The organism is Paenibacillus lactis, from assembly GCF_017873605.1.
GTDB classification, from domain to species: domain Bacteria; phylum Bacillota; class Bacilli; order Paenibacillales; family Paenibacillaceae; genus Paenibacillus_AQ; species Paenibacillus_AQ lactis.
The window spans coordinates 1-16,685 of sequence record NZ_JAGGKI010000029.1 but is presented as its reverse complement, the minus strand read 5'-3'; the positions used below and the strand labels follow the sequence as shown (position 1 = coordinate 16,685).

Genomic DNA, 16,685 nt, shown 5'->3' with positions numbered 1-16,685 from the left:
CGACACCATCCTTGTGCTTTTCATCAGTATATGCGGGTTTACATTAACATTTGCGGATCGACATCAATGCTGATCTGAAGCGTACTGTCCCGAGCCGAGTCCTGAAGCTGCTCGGCCACGGACCGCGTCAGCGAGACGGCGTCCATCGTTCCCCGCCATTTTATCATACATTGAAATCGGTATCTATTTTTAAGCCTTGGGATCGGCGAAGCCACCGGTCCGAGAATGTCGAGCGCGCTTGCGTCGAAGCGGTCCAGGCTCCCGAACCACCCGCGCCGGTCGGCTTCGGCCTTGATCCCCGCGGCAAAATTTTCAGCCATGCGCACGAGCAGCGGCAGCTGCTCATGGGACAGCGTCACCAGAATAAGCCTGCAGTAAGGCGGATAATGAAGCGCTTTGCGGTGCTTCAGCTCGTCCTTGACGAAGGATAAATAATCATGACCGCTTGCATGAACGATCGAATAATGCTCCGGCGTGTAGGACTGTATGACCACCTCGCCCGGCAGCTGATGCCGACCCGCGCGTCCGGCAACCTGCGTAAGCAGCTGGAACGTTTTCTCCGCCGCCCGGAAATCGGGCAGATTCAGCGCGGAATCGGCGGTTATGACGCCAACCAGCGTCACATCGGGAAAATCGAGCCCCTTTGCTACCATTTGGGTGCCAAGCAGCACGTCGGCTTTCTTCTCCCTAAACTGCTTCAGCAGCTTCTCGTGCGAGCCTTTCTCGGTCGTTGTGTCCACGTCCATGCGGATAACGCGAATGCCGGGAAAGAGCTTAGCCAGCTCTTCCTCCACGCGCTGCGTGCCCGTTCCGAAGTAGCGGATATGCTCGCTGCCGCAATCCGGGCACACTTCCGGCGTCTTGGCGGCATATCCGCAGTAATGACACCGCAGATTGTTCGATTTCTGGTGATACGTCAGCGAGATGTCGCACTCCGGACAGCCCGCCACATATCCGCAGCTCCGGCACATCACGAAGGTGGAGTATCCCCGCCGGTTCAGGAGCAGCACCGTCTGCTCTCCCCGTTCAAGCCGACCGGCAATCGCCTCGTGCAGCGGCCGGCTGAACATGGAGCGATTGCCTTCGCGAAGCTCTTCGCGCATGTCGATCACGCGGACCGCCGGCAGCTTGTTCCCGAGCGCCCGGGCCCGCATTTCCAGCAGAACCGGGGCAAATTCATCCTGCGCCTGCGATCTCGCCGCATGATAGCTCTCCAGCGAAGGCGTCGCCGAGCCCAGAATGACGGCGGCGCCGGTGCGACGGGCCCTGTGGATCGCCACGTCTCTCGCATGGTATTTCGGCGTTTCCTCCTGTTTATAGGAAGTTTCGTGCTCCTCGTCCATGATGATGAGTCCGAGATTATCGAACGGAGAAAACACCGCGGATCTTGCCCCGACCACGACCGAAGCCCGGCCTTCCCGGATTTTGCGCCACTCATCGTAGCGCTCCCCGTCCGAGAGGCGGCTGTGCATGACGGCTACGCGGTCTCCGAAGCGCCCCTTGAAGCGTTCGACCATCTGCGGCGTCAACGAAATTTCAGGCACCAGGACGATCGCCTGGCGCCCCTGATCGAGGCATCTGGCAATCGTCTGAAGGTAGATTTCCGTCTTGCCGCTGCCGGTTACCCCGTGCAGCAGGAACACGCCGTGCGCACGCTCATCCAGCGTACGAACAATTCTGTCGTAAACATGCTGCTGCTCGGGCGTCAGCGCCAGCGGCTCGCTCGGCTTGAAATTCCGTCCCCGGTAAGGGTCGCGGAACACCTCCACATCCTCCAGCGTGACCCAGCCCTTATCGGCAAGCGACTTGACCGTCCCCGCCGTAACGCCAAGCGTCTGCAGCAGGTCTTTCAGCGGGAGCGGCAGGAAGGGCTCCATTTCAAGCAAATGCTGCAGAATCTCCTTCTGCCTCCGAGCCTTTGCCGGAAACGAAGCCAGGATCCCTTCCGCCTCCTCTGCCGTAACGGCAAGACCAACCGCCTTCAATGTTTTCTTCTGCAATTTATCTTTAATCTGCTGATGCTCGCTCAGCCTTCCGCGTTCAATCAGCCCCTTGATAGCTTGGGCGGCATCCGGGAACGCGCGGGTGAGCTGCTGCAGAGACACTTCGCCCCGCTGGGATACAAAAGCGATCAGCTGCTGCTCCAGCTCACTCTCCGGCAGCAGCGCAAACAGGCTGTCCGGCTGCTCGGCTTCCAGCCCGCTGCCGTCCCCAAGCGAGATATACCTTTCCGCTTTCCCCTTCAGTGCCGTCGGGAGCATGGATTGCAGCGCCGTAATCAGCCGGCAGGCGTAGCGCTCCTTCATCCATTCGCCAAGCTCAATCAGCTCTGGCGACAGGGGCGGCATAACGTCCAATATTTCCTGGATCGGCTTCATCTTCGACGTCTCCATTTCCGGACGCGGATGAAGGGATACGACGAAGCCCTGCAGCGTCCGGTGGCCGAATGGGACGCCGACCCTGCTGCCGACCTCGATCCATGGACGGAGCCGCTCCGGAATCAAATAGTCGAATGGACGGTCCGTATCCTTGGACGGCACGTCCACAATAACCCGTGCCATTTCCATTAAGAAAACCTCCCGGACAGCCGCTCGGCCGCCAGCGTCAGCAGCCGCCGGCCCACTTCCTCCTTGGACATGAGCGGAAGCCGCTCGACGAGCCCCTCTGCGTCATAAATCTGGACGAGGTTGGTGTCCGTGCCGAATCCCGCGCCCGCTGCCGTGACGTCATTGGCTACGAGCAAATCGCAATTTTTCCGCTTCAGCTTCTCTCTGGCATACTGCTCTACGGAGTCGGTTTCGGCTGCAAAGCCGATCAGGAATTGGGTCGTCTTTCGGCGTCCCAAATTCTCCAAAATATCCGTTGTCTTCACCAGCTCCAGCGTCATCGTATCGCCGCGCTTCTTGATTTTGGACGAAGCCGCCTCCCGTGGACGGTAATCGGCAACGGCCGCCGCCTTTACCACGATATCGCTGTCAGGAAACGCGCGCAGCACCGCCTGGTACATATCCTCCGCGGATTCCACCCTTTCCGTCTCGATCCCTTCGGGCGGCGCCTCGTCGGTATGCGCAGCGATCAAATGGACCTCGGCTCCAAGCTCTTTCGCGGCTTTGGCAATCGCAAATCCCATTTTGCCGGAAGAATCATTCGTAATATATCGGACCGGATCAATCCGCTCGATCGTGCCGCCCGCCGTAACGACGACTTTCTTGCCGCTCAGCAAGCCATGCGATCCGTTCGCTGCATGGTCGGCTGAAGACCCGGGCATTCCGTCAACCCTTAAGGATGGGCCGCCCTGCTTGTCCTGTTCTTGGAAAAAACGCTCCACGACCTCCACGATCGTATCCGGCTCCTCCATCCTTCCCTTGCCGACATAGCCGCAAGCCAGAAGCCCTTCGCCCGGCTCGATCATGCCAACGCCGCGTGAAGCCAGCGTCTCCAAATTTGCCATAACCGCCGGATGCGTATACATATGGACGTTCATCGCCGGCGAGATCATGACAGGCGCCGTCGTGGCGAGCAGCGTCGTTGTCAGCATATCGTCCGCCAGGCCGTGGGCCATCTTGCCGATCACGTTGGCCGTCGCCGGCGCAACGAGGAAGAGGTCCGCCATATCGGCGAGATGGATATGCGAAACGACCGAAGGATCCCTCTCGTCGAAGGTATCGGAATATACCGGGTTTTTGGTCAGGGATTGGAGCGTCAATTCCGTAATGAACTGCTTCGCGGACTCCGTCATTATGACATGCACGTCCGCTCCCCTCTGAACAAGCCGGCTGCACAGCGTGGCCGCTTTATAAGCGGCAATGCCGCCGGTTACGCCAAGGACGATGACTTTCCCGTTCAACATGACAATTCCCCCGCTTTCGATTGGTCTGAAGGTACCCTATCATCACTCCCGCAAAAAAATAACAACCTTTCGGTTGTCACATTTTTTTGCGCGAACGCATTCCTATTCAGATGTAGGAGAAGCCGTTTAAGCTTCTTCCCGTTCAATCTTCACATAATCGCCGTAGATTTCCTCAAGCGCAACGCCTACGAATTTATGTGATTTCGGATTTTGGAGTTCGCTCGGTTGACCCTCGCGGAGCTGACGTGCACGGCGGGAAGCCGCAACAACGAGCGAGTACTTGCTGTCGACTTTGTTCATCATTTCATCAATGGATGGGTATAACATAGCTCTAACACCTCTTCTTTCTATACTAGAAATCTCGCAGCCGATATGGGCTGGCAAGATTTATTTTCTCACTTTACAATGCTCGGCTATAATAATAGCTTCTATTCTCTCGCATGCGAGATTAATCTCGTCATTTACGACCGCATAGTCATAATGCTGAAGCAAATTGATCTCATCGACGGCAACGGACATGCGGTGCTCGATGGTTGCCTGGTTTTCCGTGCCTCGGCCCTGAATTCGGTCCTTCAGCTCCTCAAGCGACGGCGGCATCAGGAACACAAAGATTCCGTCCGGAAATTTCTCCTTCACCTTCAGAGCGCCCTGGACCTCAATCTCCAGGATGATGTCTTTGCCCTGGGCGAGCGTCTCCTCCACGAAATCCCGCGGAGTACCATAGTAGTTCCCGACATATTCCGCATACTCCAGAAGCTGATCGTTCTCAATCATCTCCATGAACTGCTCGCGGGTTTTGAAAAAATAGTTTACGCCGTTTACCTCGCCGAGGCGAGGCGAACGTGTCGTGGCCGACACGGAATAGACCAATTCCGGAACACGGCTCCGAAGAGCGGTGCAGACGGTTCCCTTCCCTACCCCGGATGGACCGGATAATACAATCAATAATCCTCTAGACATAGTACTCCTCATCTTATTCGTCGTTGTCTTCATCTTTGCTGGATAGACGGTGCGCCACGGTTTCTGGCTGCACGGCCGATAAAATCACGTGGTCGCTGTCGGTAATAATAACAGCCCGCGTTCTTCGGCCGTATGTAGCGTCAATCAGCATATGACGGTCCCGTGCTTCTTGGATAATTCTCTTGATCGGCGCCGATTCAGGGCTCACGATCGAAATGATCCGATTGGCCGATACGATGTTTCCGAAGCCAATATTAATAAGTTTGATTGCCATAGTGCGACTGCTCCCCCTATACATTTGACTCTATTTGCCGATTAAGCCGAGTTCATTCCACGTTGGCGGCTTGTTCACGAATCTTCTCCAGTTCCGCTTTCATTTCGACAACACGGTTTACCAGAGTCAGATGATTGGCCTTCGATCCAATCGTATTGACTTCTCGGTTCATTTCCTGAATCAGAAAATCAAGTTTGCGGCCAACAGGGCCTTTCTGATTAAGCAATTCCCTGCATTGCTCCAAATGGCTGCGAAGACGGATCAGCTCCTCCTCGACGTTGCAGCGTTCGGCAAACAAAGCCACTTCCATACCGAATATATGTTCATCAACGGCAAGCGACCCGTCATCGAGCGACTCAATGCGCTGTCTCAGACGCTTCCGGTATTCCTCCGGCACTTCAGGCGCCAGCTCGGCCATTTCGCTGTGAAGCGATTCAAGACGGCCAAGCCGCTCCTCGATGTCCTTCACCAGGAATGCCCCTTCCTTGCTCCGCATCTGCACCAAGCCGTCAAGCGCCTTGTTGAGACCTTGAAGAAGCGCATCATGCCACTCCTGCTGCTGCGCTTCATCCATTGGAAGCCCCCCGGGACTGACGAGGACATCCGGCAGGGACAGCATGTCGCGTACCGTCAATTCTCCTTGAATACCGTAAGGTTTCAATTCCTCTGCAGCCTGCAAGTATGCTTTTACCATGGCATGATTCAGCACCGCATCCGGGGACTCGCCGTTATTTTCCTTGTTAATGTAAACATCAACCCGTCCGCGGCCGATCCGGGTCTGCACGGCCCTCCGAAGCGAATCCTCAAAGCGGGACCATTCACGAGGCATTCTGAACACGACTTCACAATACCTGTGATTGACCGACTTCACTTCTATTGACACATGATACCCTTGAAAATCGACGGCGGACTGTCCATATCCGGTCATACTCAATGACATCGGAATCACATCCATTACACTATTGTAATTGATAATTATTAATGAAACAAGGGGGACAGTCGGCGGCCCGATATCTCCCAGACGTACTCCATTAATTGCACGCTCATTTCGTAGAACATAAACGGCGTCATCAGGTAAATGCCGTTGAAATGCTTGGTTGCGACATCCAGCAGCTCCTTGCCGATTTGGACGCCCATCGCTCGTCCGGCTTCCCCTTCCAGCCCTGCCATGCGGCTGCGTACTTCATCGGACAACTGAATGCCCGGCACCTCATTGTGCAGATACTCTGCGTTCCGTCCGCTGGCCAGCGGCATAATGCCGATAAAAATCGGGATATCCAGATGAGCGGTTGCTTCTCTTAGCCGAACGATCAGCTCCGGATCATATACCGGCTGCGTCATTACATAGTCCGCGCCGGACGCAATCTTCTTCTCCAGGCGCGCAACCGCCTTATCCAAATGGCGCACATTCGGATTAAACGCAGCCCCGACAACGAACTTGGCTTTTTGCTTCAAGGGCTTGCCGGAGAAGGCGATGCCTTCGTTCAGCTGCTTGATCATCCGAATGATCTCGAACGAGGTCATATCGTAAACCGAGCTCGAGCCCGGAAGGTCGCCGAAACGGGCCGGGTCGCCCGTAACTGCAAGCACATGGTCGATGCCAAGCGCGTCAAAGCCCATCATATGGGATTGGGTCCCGATCAGGTTCCGGTCACGGCAGGCGATATGAATCAACGGCCGAAGGCCGATTCTGGCTTGTACAAGATGCCCCAGCGCCATGTTGCTCATCCGGGTGACCGCGAGGGAGTTGTCGGCTAGCGTCAGCGCATCCGCTCCCGCGTTCTTCAGCGCCTCGGCCCCCTTCATAAACTTCGTGATGTCGAGGTCGCGCGGCGGATCCAGCTCCACAATGACGGTGTGGCGTTCCTTCACAAGATCGACGAGGGAAGGCTCGGAAGAGCGCTCCGGCTGATTGCCTTCCGCAGGCTCCTGAATCACGATCCGGTTGATTTCGGCCGGTTCAACCTCCGGCAGAGGCGATGGCACGTAACCGGATAACGCCGAAGCGATCTCCGCGATATGAGCCGGCGTCGTTCCGCAGCATCCGCCGATAATCCGGGCGCCGAGGTCCGCGAACGGCACCGCCATTTGACCGAAATACTCAGGGCTGGCGCCGTAACGGAATTCCCCGTCCACGTAATCGGCGATCCCAGCATTAGGATAGACCGATGCCGGCAGATTCATAACCCCGCTTAGCGTTTCCAATGCGCGCATGATCCCGTTCGGTCCCGTCCGGCAGTTGAAACCGATCACGTCGGCCCCTTCCTGGCTGAGAATCCGATAAGCGTCCTGCATCGAGAAGCCGTCGAGCGTCCGGGCGATATTCTCGACCGCGAACTGGCAAATGACGGGCAGGTCGGTCAGCTTGCGGACCTGCTGCAGCGCCAGCTGGATTTCTTCGACATCATAGAAGGTTTCCAGCAGGATGCCGTCGACGCCCTCGGATAATAGAACGCTGAGCTGCTCCTCAAAGTACCGCTTCAGCTCGCCAGTCGATATGTTGCTTCTGCGGCCGGCCCGAATGGAGCCGACAGCGCCGACGACATAGCCGTCGCGGCCTGCGGCCTCGCGGGCAATGCGCACGCCTGCCCGGTTGATCTCCCCGACCTTGGACTCCAGGCCGTATTTGGACAGCTTGTCGTAGTTGGCCGAAAATGTATTCGTTTCGATCAACTGCGCGCCGGCGTCAACATACTGCCGGTGAACGTTTCCGATAACCTCCGGAGAGGTCAGGTTCAGCTCCTCATATGATATCCCTACGGGGAACCCTAGTTGATATAGATAGGTACCTATGGCGCCGTCCCCGATCAGTACCTGATTCTCCCACGCCTGCCTTAGATCCGGTTTCACTGTGCCTTCCCTCCACCTGACTAATATTTTCACTAATGTATCACAAAACCTTCCTAAAGATAAAGAGACAAAGAGGAGACCCGTTCAGGTCTCCTTCAGGTCTCCTTCTTGTAATTCCAGGCAATGGACAGATAATGCCGCAAATAGCGGTATATCCAGTTCGATCTAACGATTCCGATATCAACGCTTCAGCAGCCTTTCAGGAATCATATTACAGGACAACGGTTCCTGTATACACAACTTCGGCAGGCCCGGTCATATATACGTGATTGTCACGCTCATCCCATTCGATGAACAAGTCTCCCCCTTTAAGGGAAATGGTCGCGCTGCGGTCAGCCGCACCGTTCAGGACGGAGGCTACAAGCGTGGCGCAGGCGCCGGTGCCGCAAGCAAGCGTTGGTCCTGCCCCGCGCTCCCATACCCGCATATCGATCTGATTCCGGGAGTTGACCGTCGCGAATTCGACGTTCGTCTTCCGCGGGAACAGCGGGTGAACCTCCAGCTTCGGCCCCCAGGTGCCGAGATCGAAGCTGACGGCGTCGTCTACGTAGATTACGCAGTGCGGGTTCCCCATCGACACGGCCGTAAAGCGAAATTCCCGCCCGTCAACCTCGATCGGATGGTTCACCACCGGATGCTGATCCACCGTTGTCGGCACGCGAAGTCCATCCAGGATCGGCTCGCCCATATCGACCCGCACGCTGGCGACCCTTTCTGCCTCGACGGTAAGGCGCAGCTTCTGCACGCCCGCGCCCAGCGTCTCAATCGTCATCTCCGTGCGATCGATCAGGCCATGATCGTAAACATACTTCGCAACACAGCGGATCGCGTTGCCGCATTGCTCCGCTTCGGATCCGTCGGAGTTCATGATCCGCATCGTGAAATCCGCCTTGGCTGAAGGCAATATATATACGAGTCCGTCCGCGCCGATGCCGAAGAAGCGGTCACACAGCTTCACAGCCAGCTCGGAGGCGTTCGAAGGCAATTCCTGTTCTCCGTACACGACAACGAAGTCGTTGCCGAGTCCGTGCATTTTTGTAAATTCCATCGTCAAACCCATCTCCTCTGCAATAGCAAAACTTGAGTTTAGCATATACTAGATCGGATGGGCTCACCCATTGACTTTATGCCGAAATATTTGCACTCTTCGGCATCATGCTGCGGCGGCTGCGGTTGCGGTTTCTTCGTCCACCCCATACGCTGCCGGCTCCCATCAGGAAGGTCGGGATTCCGGCGGCGACAAGCACCAGCGCCCATTCCTTCAGTCCGAGCGGAACCGTCTTGAAGATCGGCTGGAATACCTCGATGTACATAACCCCCAGCATCAGAAGGATCGAAGAGAGCACTGCCAGTACCAGCGCTTTGTTTTGCAGCGGATTACGGTGGAAAATGGAGCGTGAGCTGCGGCAGTCGAACACGTGGATCAGCTGCGCCATCACAAGCGTGGCAAAGGCGACCGATTGGGCTTTCACCAAATCGTCTGGCGAGCCGGACAGCGTAATCCAGAAGGCTCCAAGCGTACAAAGGCCGATCAAAACGCCGCGGCTGATAATTTTCCAGCCGAGCCGGCGGGCGAAAATGTTCTCCTTGGCCCCTCTCGGCTTGTGCTCCATCAGGTCCTTCTCCGGCTGGTCCACGCCAAGCGCCATCGCTGGAAGCCCGTCGGTCACGAGGTTTACCCATAGAATCTGAATCGGCACGAGCGGAAGCGGCAGGCCAAGCATCATCGCGAAGAACATCGTCAGAATTTCCCCGACATTCGATGCCAGCAAATAGCGAATGAACTTGCGTATGTTCTCATAGATGCTCCGGCCTTCCTCTATGGCCGACACGATGGTCGAGAAGTTGTCGTCGCTGAGCACGAGCGATGAGGCTTCCTTGGTCACATCCGTGCCAGTGATGCCCATCGCGATGCCGATATCCGACGCCTTGATGGCCGGCGCATCATTGACCCCGTCGCCGGTCATCGCTACCACATGGCCCTTGCGCTGCAGCGATTTGACGATTCGGAGCTTATGCTCCGGGGATACGCGGGCGTAGACGAAGGTCTGGTCCACTTTGGCGTCCAGCTCCTTGTCATCCATCCGAGACAGCTCCTGCCCGGTCAAGGACAAGCCGTTCCTCGGCATGATGCCAAGCTGGCCGGCAATCGCTTCGGCGGTGGTCCTGTGGTCGCCGGTAATCATCACGGTCTTGATGCCCGCCCGGCGGCAGGTTGCAATCGCGTCGCGCACCTCGCGTCGAGGCGGATCGATCATCCCTGCCAATCCGACGAAGATCAGCTGGCCCTCCGCCTCCTTGTCCGTTTCCGGCTTGTCGTAAGGCCGGAGATCGCGGTATGCAAGGCCGAGCACCCGGAGCGCTTCGGAAGCCATGCCTTCGTTCGCGGCCAGCACCTTCTGGCGCAGCGTCGGTGTAAGCGGCACGACGTTTCCGTCCCATAAAATATACGTGCAGGCTTCAAGCAGCACATCCGGCGCGCCCTTCGTGCAGAGCAGGCGTCCCCCCTGATGGCTGACGATGACGGACATCAGCTTCCGTTCCGAATCGAACGGAAATTCCTTATCCCGCTGGTACACGGATGCCAAGCTTGCTTTGGTCAAACCCATCTTGGACGACAGGGTCAGCAGGGCGCCTTCGGTCGGGTCCCCTTTCAATTCCCAAGCGGAAGGGGCCGCAGGCTCCTCCTTGCCTTTGCGCTTGTTACGCGTATCTTGCTGTATAGTCTCGACGATTTCGGCGTTGTTGCACAGTCCCCCGATCTGCAGGAGCCGGCGCAGCGCCTGATCGGACCGCAGCTCGACCGGCTTGCCCTTATGGAGGATTTGTCCAGTCGGATCATAGCCTTGTCCGGTCACCTCCAAGATGCGGCCCCCAAGCCAGATCCGGGTGACGGTCATTTTATTCTGGGTCAGCGTGCCCGTCTTGTCGGAGCAGATGACGGAGGCGCAGCCAAGCGTCTCGACCGAAGGCAGCTTCCGCACAATGGCCTTGCGCTTGATCATCCGCTGGACGCCGAGCGCCAGGGCGATCGTTACGATGGCCGGAAGCCCCTCCGGAATGGCTGCAACCGCAAGGCTGACGCCTGCCAGGAACATGCCTGCCGCCGGCTGCCCGTGGAGGATGCCCGCCACGACGACCAGAACCGTGAGCGCGAGCGAAACGCCGATCAATATTTTCCCTAGCTGCTCCAAACGATGCTGCAGCGGCGTTTCCTGGGATTCGGTGCTCTGGATCAGATCGGCGATCTTGCCCATTTCGGTATCCATTCCAGTCCGGATGACAACGCCCTTGGCGGAACCGCGGGTGACCATCGTGCCCATAAAGCCGATATTTTTGCGGTCGCCAAGCGGCACATCCGCCTCGGGGATCGGCTCGGCATGCTTGTTCACCGGCATCGACTCCCCGGTTAATGCCGACTCCTCAACGCTGCAGCTGCTCGTCTCCAGCCAGCGGACGTCGGCCGGAATGCGGTCGCCGCTCTCCACCAGCACCACGTCTCCAGGCACCAGCTCCCTGGCCGCCAGATGCACCACTTTACCGTCCCGCAGCACTTTGGAGGACGGGGCGGACAGCTGCTTCAGAGCCCGCAGCGACCGCTCCGCTTTAAACTCTTGGACAAAACCGAGTATCCCGTTTATCAGTATAATCGCCACGATGGTTACGGCATCCAGATACTCCCCAAGCAATCCGGAGATCAGGGTCGCCCCAAGGAGCACGAGCACCATGAAATCCTTGAATTGGTTCAAAAACAGAACAAGCGGGGAAATTTTCGCCCCCTCGGAGAGCTCGTTATAACCGCTGGTTTTCCGTCTTTCCCCGGCTTCCTCTTCCGTGAGGCCCTGCTCCGGACGCAAATGCAGCACCTGCTGCAATTCATCCACATCCATCTGGTGCCATTGCTTTTGTTCCATGCTTCCTTTCCCTCCCGGTTGTTTTACGCAAGTTCCGGCGGATTGACAGCTTTTCCACCCCTGCTACGTAAATGTATTCGGACAAAACCTGAATTATCACAGAAGGGGCTATTAAGTTTTTACGGGAAATATGGCATCATAGAGAAGTACGATAGGAAGGGTAAGAGACAGAAGGAGAATGTATTCATGGCACTGGACGGAATCGTTACACGTGCGCTCGTGCATGAGCTTCAATCATGCCGGGGCGCGCGGATCAATAAAATATATCAACCGAATGAGAGGGACATCGTCCTGCATATCCGCACGCAGCAAGGCAATGCAAAGCTGCTGCTGTCCGCGAACCCGACGTATCCCCGGGTGCATCTTACCGGCGAAGCGTTCGTCAATCCGGCGGAAGCGCCCATGTTCTGCATGGTGATGCGGAAGCACTGCGAGAGCGGCATCATTGAGGACATAACGCAGGTCGGCATGGAGCGGATTATCGAGATCACGGTCCGGCAGCGCGACGAGCTGGGCGATGTATCCACCAAAAAAATCATCGTTGAGCTGATGGGCAGGCACAGCAACATCATTCTGCTCGATCCGGCCACGGGCACGATCCTGGACGGCATTCACCATGTCACGCCGGCGATCAGCAGCTACAGAGTTGTCATGCCGGGCTTTGCCTACACGAGCCCGCCCGAGCAGTTCAAGCAGAATCCGCTTGAAACGGGACAAGACGCTTTCCGTGAGGCATGCCTGCTCAGCGAGGAGCCGGCAGTTTCATGGCTTGTGGGCACCTTCAGCGGTTTGAGCCCGCTCGCCGCCCAAGAGATCACGCACCGGGCCGGAGCGGAAGATGCCTCCGGCGGAGAGTCCGAGAAAAATTGCGGCAGCCTGTGGAGCGCATTCAACGAGGTGATGGATATGGTGCGCCATCATCGGTACAGCCCCGTATCCGGACTTAATGCAAAGGGAAAGTCGGTGTTCTCGGTCATTCCGCTCACCCACTTGGCGGAAGAGACCAAGACCTATGGCTCGGTGAGCGAGTGCATGGAGGATTATTACGGCGATAAAGCCCAGCGCGACGCCGTGAAGCAGAAGGTAAGCGATCTTCTGCGTTTTCTGCAGAACGAGCGGACCAAGAATATCAAGAAGCTCGATAAACTGCATGAGGATTTGGAGGAAGCCGGCGATGCGGACCGTTACCGGATCTTCGGCGAGCTTCTGTTCGCCTCGCTGCACCAAATTCAGAAGGGGGACCGGGAAGTCCGGCTCGTCAACTATTACGATGAAGAGCAGTCGCTCGTCACCATTCCGCTGGACCCTCTCCTGACGCCATCGGATAATGCCCAGCGCTATTTTAAAAAATATAACAAATATAAAAACAGCCTGGCCGTCATTAACGAGCAGCTGATCAAAACCCGTGAGGAAATCGGCTATCTCGACAATCTCCTTCAGCAGCTGGACCATGCCACCTTGAACGACATTGACGAAATACGGGAAGAATTGATCCAGCAAGGGTACCTCCGGGACCGAAGCCGCAAGACGAAGAAAAAGAAGAAGAACGACAAGCCTACGCTTCATGTCTACACATCATCGGAGGGCATCGAGCTGTACGTCGGGAAGAACAATCTGCAGAACGAGTACCTGACCAACCGCCTTGCATCCCCTAACGATACTTGGCTTCACACGAAGGATATTCCGGGGTCGCACGTCGTGATCCGCAGCAGCGAATTCGGGGAGGCGACGCTGCAGGAAGCGGCGCAGCTGGCGGCCTACCACAGCCAGGCCAAGGAGTCCAGCAGCGTGCCTGTCGACTACACCTTGATCCGGCATGTCCGCAAGCCAAGCGGGGCGAAGCCGGGATATGTGATCTACGACAATCAGAAGACGTTGTTCGTCACGCCGGATGAACAGCTGATCAAGGGACTGCCGAGCACCGTGAAAAACAACCGATAGTGCCGGTCCTTATCTGGGCTGCCTGGAACAAATAAGAACCAAGAACAAATAAAAGCCAAGACAATAAAAAAACGGGTATCCCCCATGAAAACGAAAATCGGGGATACCCGTTTTTATTTATATGTCTGATCCATGTCCGTTCACTGTACGGATCCCTGCGAATTCCGCAGCTGCTCCAGCACCTCGGCCGCTACGCGCCTTGCACCGATGTCTCCGTGAAACACCTCGCCCTGCCTCACGCCATGATAGTCCGAGCCGCCGGTCACGATGAGGCTGTATTGCTGGGCCATGGCCAGGTAGCGGGTTTCATCGTCCGCTCCGTGGTCGGAGTGGTACACCTCGATTCCCCTCGGCCCGGCCTCCCGAATGATCATTTCCACCAGTTCATCGTCCTCATAAATGCCCGGGTGGGCGAGCACGGGCACGCCTCCGGCATCGCGAATCCAATCGCAAGCCGCCGACGGATGAATCCGCTCCTGGGGCACATAGGCTGCCGCCCCTTGCGCAAGATAGCGGTCAAACGCCTCGCGCATGCTGCCGGCATGTCCCTTGCGGACTAGCGCATCGGCGATATGAGGTCGGCCGATGCTCTCATCGGGAGCAAGCTCCCGCCCCAATCCTCGAATGACTTCATCCATCGTGATGCTGATCCCGAGTTCCTTAAGCTTCGCTAAAATCTTCTCATTGCGCAGCTCCCTCGTTCGCCGGAGCTCCGCCAGCCGTCCGAGAAAGACTTCGTCATGGATATCCACATAATACCCCAGGATATGAATGTCCTTGCCGCCGGCCATGGTACTGATTTCCACGCCGGGCACAACCTCAATGCCGTGACGTTGTCCGGCAAGGAGAGCTTCTTCGACGCCGGCGACCGTGTCATGATCCGTAATGGCCAGCGCGTTTAAGCCGCGCTCGAATGCGAGCTGTACATTTTCAGAGGGACGATTCATTCCATCCGAAGCCTGTGTGTGCGTATGCAAATCACAGCCTCCCTTTACGTCATCCGGTAATCGTATGGGCATTTCCATTCTCCTTTCGCGTTTGACCATAACCACAAAGCTTGCAGCCGCTCTCAACAAGCCTCTGGTTACTGCCGCTGCTCTTTCAAATAAGTCAGGAAGGTTGTCGCGGACATCGGCAGCAGGGCGGACCGCAGCTGAATCGCATAGAAATTGCGTTTGAACGATGCATCCGCGATATCAATCATCTTGACCAGCCCAAGCGCGGTTTCGTGCTTGACGGTTGAGGTGGAGAGCATAGTGATCCCCAGCCCCTCCTCCACGGCCGATTTGACCGCGCCGGTGCTGCCGAGCTCCATGACGGTCCGAATCGCCCCGGGGTCGATTCCCCGCTCTATCAACACATCCTCCATCACCTTCCGGGTACCGGAGCCTTTCTCTCGAAGCACAAACGGATAAGTCAGCACTTCACTCAGCTCGATTGGATCCGGTCTCTCCGCAAGCGGATGCCCCGATGGGACAATCAGCTTCAGCTCGTCCTCCATGACCGGCTCAAGCACCATATCCGGATGCTCCACCGGCGCTTCGATCAGCCCGAAATTCAATTGATGGCCCGCGATCTCCTCGAGAATCTGCGATGTGTTCATCACCTTCAGCATAATCGATATGTCGGGATACGCCCGCCCGAACGGTCCAAGGAGGCGCGGCAGCACATATTCGCCGATGGTCAGGCTTGCGCCGAGCTGGAGCCTTCCGAGCAGCATATTGGAAAAGGCCGCCATCGCCGCATCCGTTTCCCGCGAGAGCTCGAGGATCTTCCGGGCATAGGGCAGCAGAATCCGACCGGCCTCGCTTAGTTCGATGCGCTTCGTGGAGCGGTTCAGCAGTTTCGTGCCGAAATGCTCCTCCAGAGCCTGGATCTGCATCGTGACCGCAGGCTGGCTCATGTGGAGCGCCTGAGCGGCCGCCGAGAAGCTCCCCCGCTCCGCCACCGTATAAAAAATATGTAGCTGATGAAAATTCATAACGATCGTTACCCCTCTCGCTGCCTGGCTCAACACCATTGTAGCCGATTGCCGGCAAACGCACAAAAAAGACATCCGCGCAGATCGCTCGCATGCCAATGTGGATTTCTATCTATTATTTTTTAAAATTATTTTCGTTTACGACTGTTCTTGATCAAGGTCATGCGCCGCGAATGGCGCAGCCACGAATAATATGACTTCAGGTCGCGAAGCTCAATCGTCTCCGACATGCGCCCCAAAAAAGTCACGATAATCATCCGATGCAGCGGGTTGCCGATAAGATCACGCTCATCCTCCAGCTCCGAAAACTCCGCTACCACGACCAAATCGTCGTCAATTAAATAAACGTCCTGTTCATTGCGATAGTACGGCACGATTCGGTTCTGCTTCAGGCATTCCCACATCCAGGCCCCGATTTCCTCATGGGTCGTGTCGTCGCCCTTTACCCGATCCGTATACCGGCTTCTCGCATGATTGGTAACGACGATGTCAGCCACTTTTTTATCATTCAATGTAATATAAAACGGCTCGTATGTGCTCCAACGCTCAGTCCCTTTGTCGCGCATGGAATATCACTCTCCACCAAATGGGTCTTTATATCTATGTATATATACCCAACATATTACATCATTCCACTAGGATTCACAAGATTGAAACCTTGCTTCTTGTGAACATTTACCGAAAATTTAGTAATTCCTCTAGTTGTATCTATATTATCGCCGGAGATTCCGATTTATTCCAATTGTTTTCTAGCTTTTGCCGATAATTTTTATAAAAATGAAAACGCGGGTTCACGTCGGATCATCGTCTTCCCCGCCGGACAATCAGAACCACCCGTCAAACGGGTGGTTTGCTCTTGGGGTATAACCCCTTGTTGCCAAACTGCGCCTAAAGACGCTAGCCTGACAATAAAAT

At 56.4% G+C, this 16,685-nt stretch carries 13 protein-coding genes; 1 reads left to right on the top strand and 12 read right to left on the bottom strand.

Going from position 1 to position 16,685, the window contains the following annotated elements:
- Window positions 1-38: 38 nt before the first annotated feature.
- From priA to J2Z18_RS28405, 9 genes are all read right to left on the bottom strand, one after another.
- Window positions 39-2,567 carry a primosomal protein N' gene (priA, locus tag J2Z18_RS28445; protein WP_007129650.1) on the bottom strand — a complete coding sequence of 843 codons (2,529 nt, stop codon included), beginning with the start codon at window positions 2,565-2,567 and terminating at the stop codon, window positions 39-41.
- The gene (coaBC, locus tag J2Z18_RS28440) at window positions 2,567-3,850 is read right to left on the bottom strand and encodes a bifunctional phosphopantothenoylcysteine decarboxylase/phosphopantothenate--cysteine ligase CoaBC (protein WP_007129649.1); all 1,284 of its coding nucleotides are present in this window, start codon (window positions 3,848-3,850) and stop codon (window positions 2,567-2,569) included. The genes priA and coaBC overlap by 1 nt, the downstream gene beginning before the upstream one ends.
- A 126-nt stretch (window positions 3,851-3,976) precedes the next feature.
- The gene (gene rpoZ, locus J2Z18_RS28435) at window positions 3,977-4,177 is read right to left on the bottom strand and encodes a DNA-directed RNA polymerase subunit omega (RefSeq protein WP_007129648.1); all 201 of its coding nucleotides are present in this window, start codon (window positions 4,175-4,177) and stop codon (window positions 3,977-3,979) included.
- A 60-nt stretch (window positions 4,178-4,237) separates the two neighbouring features.
- Window positions 4,238-4,810 carry a guanylate kinase gene (gene gmk, locus J2Z18_RS28430; protein WP_007129647.1) on the bottom strand — a complete coding sequence of 191 codons (573 nt, stop codon included), beginning with the start codon at window positions 4,808-4,810 and terminating at the stop codon, window positions 4,238-4,240.
- A gap of 13 nt (window positions 4,811-4,823) precedes the next feature.
- Window positions 4,824-5,084 carry an extracellular matrix/biofilm regulator RemA gene (gene remA, locus J2Z18_RS28425; protein ID WP_210095678.1) on the bottom strand — a complete coding sequence of 87 codons (261 nt, stop codon included), beginning with the start codon at window positions 5,082-5,084 and terminating at the stop codon, window positions 4,824-4,826.
- Window positions 5,085-5,136: 52 nt separating this feature from the next.
- Entirely contained in the window at window positions 5,137-6,024 is an 888-nt protein-coding gene (locus tag J2Z18_RS28420; protein ID WP_028405229.1) for a YicC/YloC family endoribonuclease, read from the bottom strand.
- Window positions 6,025-6,062: 38 nt separating this feature from the next.
- Window positions 6,063-7,934, bottom strand: coding sequence for a bifunctional homocysteine S-methyltransferase/methylenetetrahydrofolate reductase (locus tag J2Z18_RS28415; protein WP_007129645.1), 1,872 nt, complete (start codon window positions 7,932-7,934; stop codon window positions 6,063-6,065).
- A gap of 211 nt (window positions 7,935-8,145) precedes the next feature.
- Window positions 8,146-8,982 carry a diaminopimelate epimerase gene (dapF, locus tag J2Z18_RS28410; protein WP_007129644.1) on the bottom strand — a complete coding sequence of 279 codons (837 nt, stop codon included), beginning with the start codon at window positions 8,980-8,982 and terminating at the stop codon, window positions 8,146-8,148.
- 76 nt (window positions 8,983-9,058) lie between these two features.
- Window positions 9,059-11,848: a calcium-translocating P-type ATPase, SERCA-type gene (locus tag J2Z18_RS28405; RefSeq protein ID WP_007129643.1), complete on the bottom strand. Its 2,790-nt coding sequence runs from the start codon at window positions 11,846-11,848 to the stop codon at window positions 9,059-9,061.
- A 186-nt stretch (window positions 11,849-12,034) separates the two neighbouring features.
- Between J2Z18_RS28405 and J2Z18_RS28400 the strand changes: the two genes are divergently transcribed.
- A complete protein-coding gene (locus tag J2Z18_RS28400) occupies window positions 12,035-13,789 on the top strand; it encodes an Rqc2 family fibronectin-binding protein (protein ID WP_007129642.1) in 1,755 nt (584 codons plus the stop codon).
- Window positions 13,790-13,929: 140 nt separating this feature from the next.
- Here the strand turns inward: J2Z18_RS28400 and J2Z18_RS28395 are convergent, their stop codons facing one another.
- The 3 genes from J2Z18_RS28395 to J2Z18_RS28385 all read right to left on the bottom strand — a co-directional run bounded on the left by J2Z18_RS28395 (window position 13,930) and on the right by J2Z18_RS28385 (window position 16,336).
- Complete coding sequence (locus J2Z18_RS28395) at window positions 13,930-14,808, bottom strand: PHP domain-containing protein (RefSeq protein ID WP_210095677.1); 879 nt, start codon at window positions 14,806-14,808, stop codon at window positions 13,930-13,932.
- 65 nt (window positions 14,809-14,873) lie between these two features.
- Window positions 14,874-15,770 carry a selenium metabolism-associated LysR family transcriptional regulator gene (locus J2Z18_RS28390; protein WP_210095676.1) on the bottom strand — a complete coding sequence of 299 codons (897 nt, stop codon included), beginning with the start codon at window positions 15,768-15,770 and terminating at the stop codon, window positions 14,874-14,876.
- Between the two features lie 128 nt (window positions 15,771-15,898).
- Window positions 15,899-16,336 carry a hypothetical protein gene (locus J2Z18_RS28385; RefSeq protein WP_007129639.1) on the bottom strand — a complete coding sequence of 146 codons (438 nt, stop codon included), beginning with the start codon at window positions 16,334-16,336 and terminating at the stop codon, window positions 15,899-15,901.
- Between the last annotated feature and the right edge of the window lie 349 nt (window positions 16,337-16,685).

Coding starts and splice junctions, on each gene's coding strand:
- J2Z18_RS28420 (WP_028405229.1), bottom strand. CDS start 6,024: ATGTCATTGAGTATGACCGGATATGGACAGTCCGCCGTCGATTTTCAA.
- J2Z18_RS28400 (WP_007129642.1), top strand. CDS start 12,035: ATGGCACTGGACGGAATCGTTACACGTGCGCTCGTGCATGAGCTTCAA.
- coaBC (WP_007129649.1), bottom strand. CDS start 3,850: ATGTTGAACGGGAAAGTCATCGTCCTTGGCGTAACCGGCGGCATTGCC.
- J2Z18_RS28405 (WP_007129643.1), bottom strand. CDS start 11,848: ATGGAACAAAAGCAATGGCACCAGATGGATGTGGATGAATTGCAGCAG.
- rpoZ (WP_007129648.1), bottom strand. CDS start 4,177: ATGTTATACCCATCCATTGATGAAATGATGAACAAAGTCGACAGCAAG.
- dapF (WP_007129644.1), bottom strand. CDS start 8,982: ATGGAATTTACAAAAATGCACGGACTCGGCAACGACTTCGTTGTCGTG.
- gmk (WP_007129647.1), bottom strand. CDS start 4,810: ATGTCTAGAGGATTATTGATTGTATTATCCGGTCCATCCGGGGTAGGG.
- J2Z18_RS28390 (WP_210095676.1), bottom strand. CDS start 15,770: ATGAATTTTCATCAGCTACATATTTTTTATACGGTGGCGGAGCGGGGG.
- J2Z18_RS28385 (WP_007129639.1), bottom strand. CDS start 16,336: ATGCGCGACAAAGGGACTGAGCGTTGGAGCACATACGAGCCGTTTTAT.
- remA (WP_210095678.1), bottom strand. CDS start 5,084: ATGGCAATCAAACTTATTAATATTGGCTTCGGAAACATCGTATCGGCC.
- J2Z18_RS28395 (WP_210095677.1), bottom strand. CDS start 14,808: ATGCCCATACGATTACCGGATGACGTAAAGGGAGGCTGTGATTTGCAT.
- priA (WP_007129650.1), bottom strand. CDS start 2,567: ATGGAAATGGCACGGGTTATTGTGGACGTGCCGTCCAAGGATACGGAC.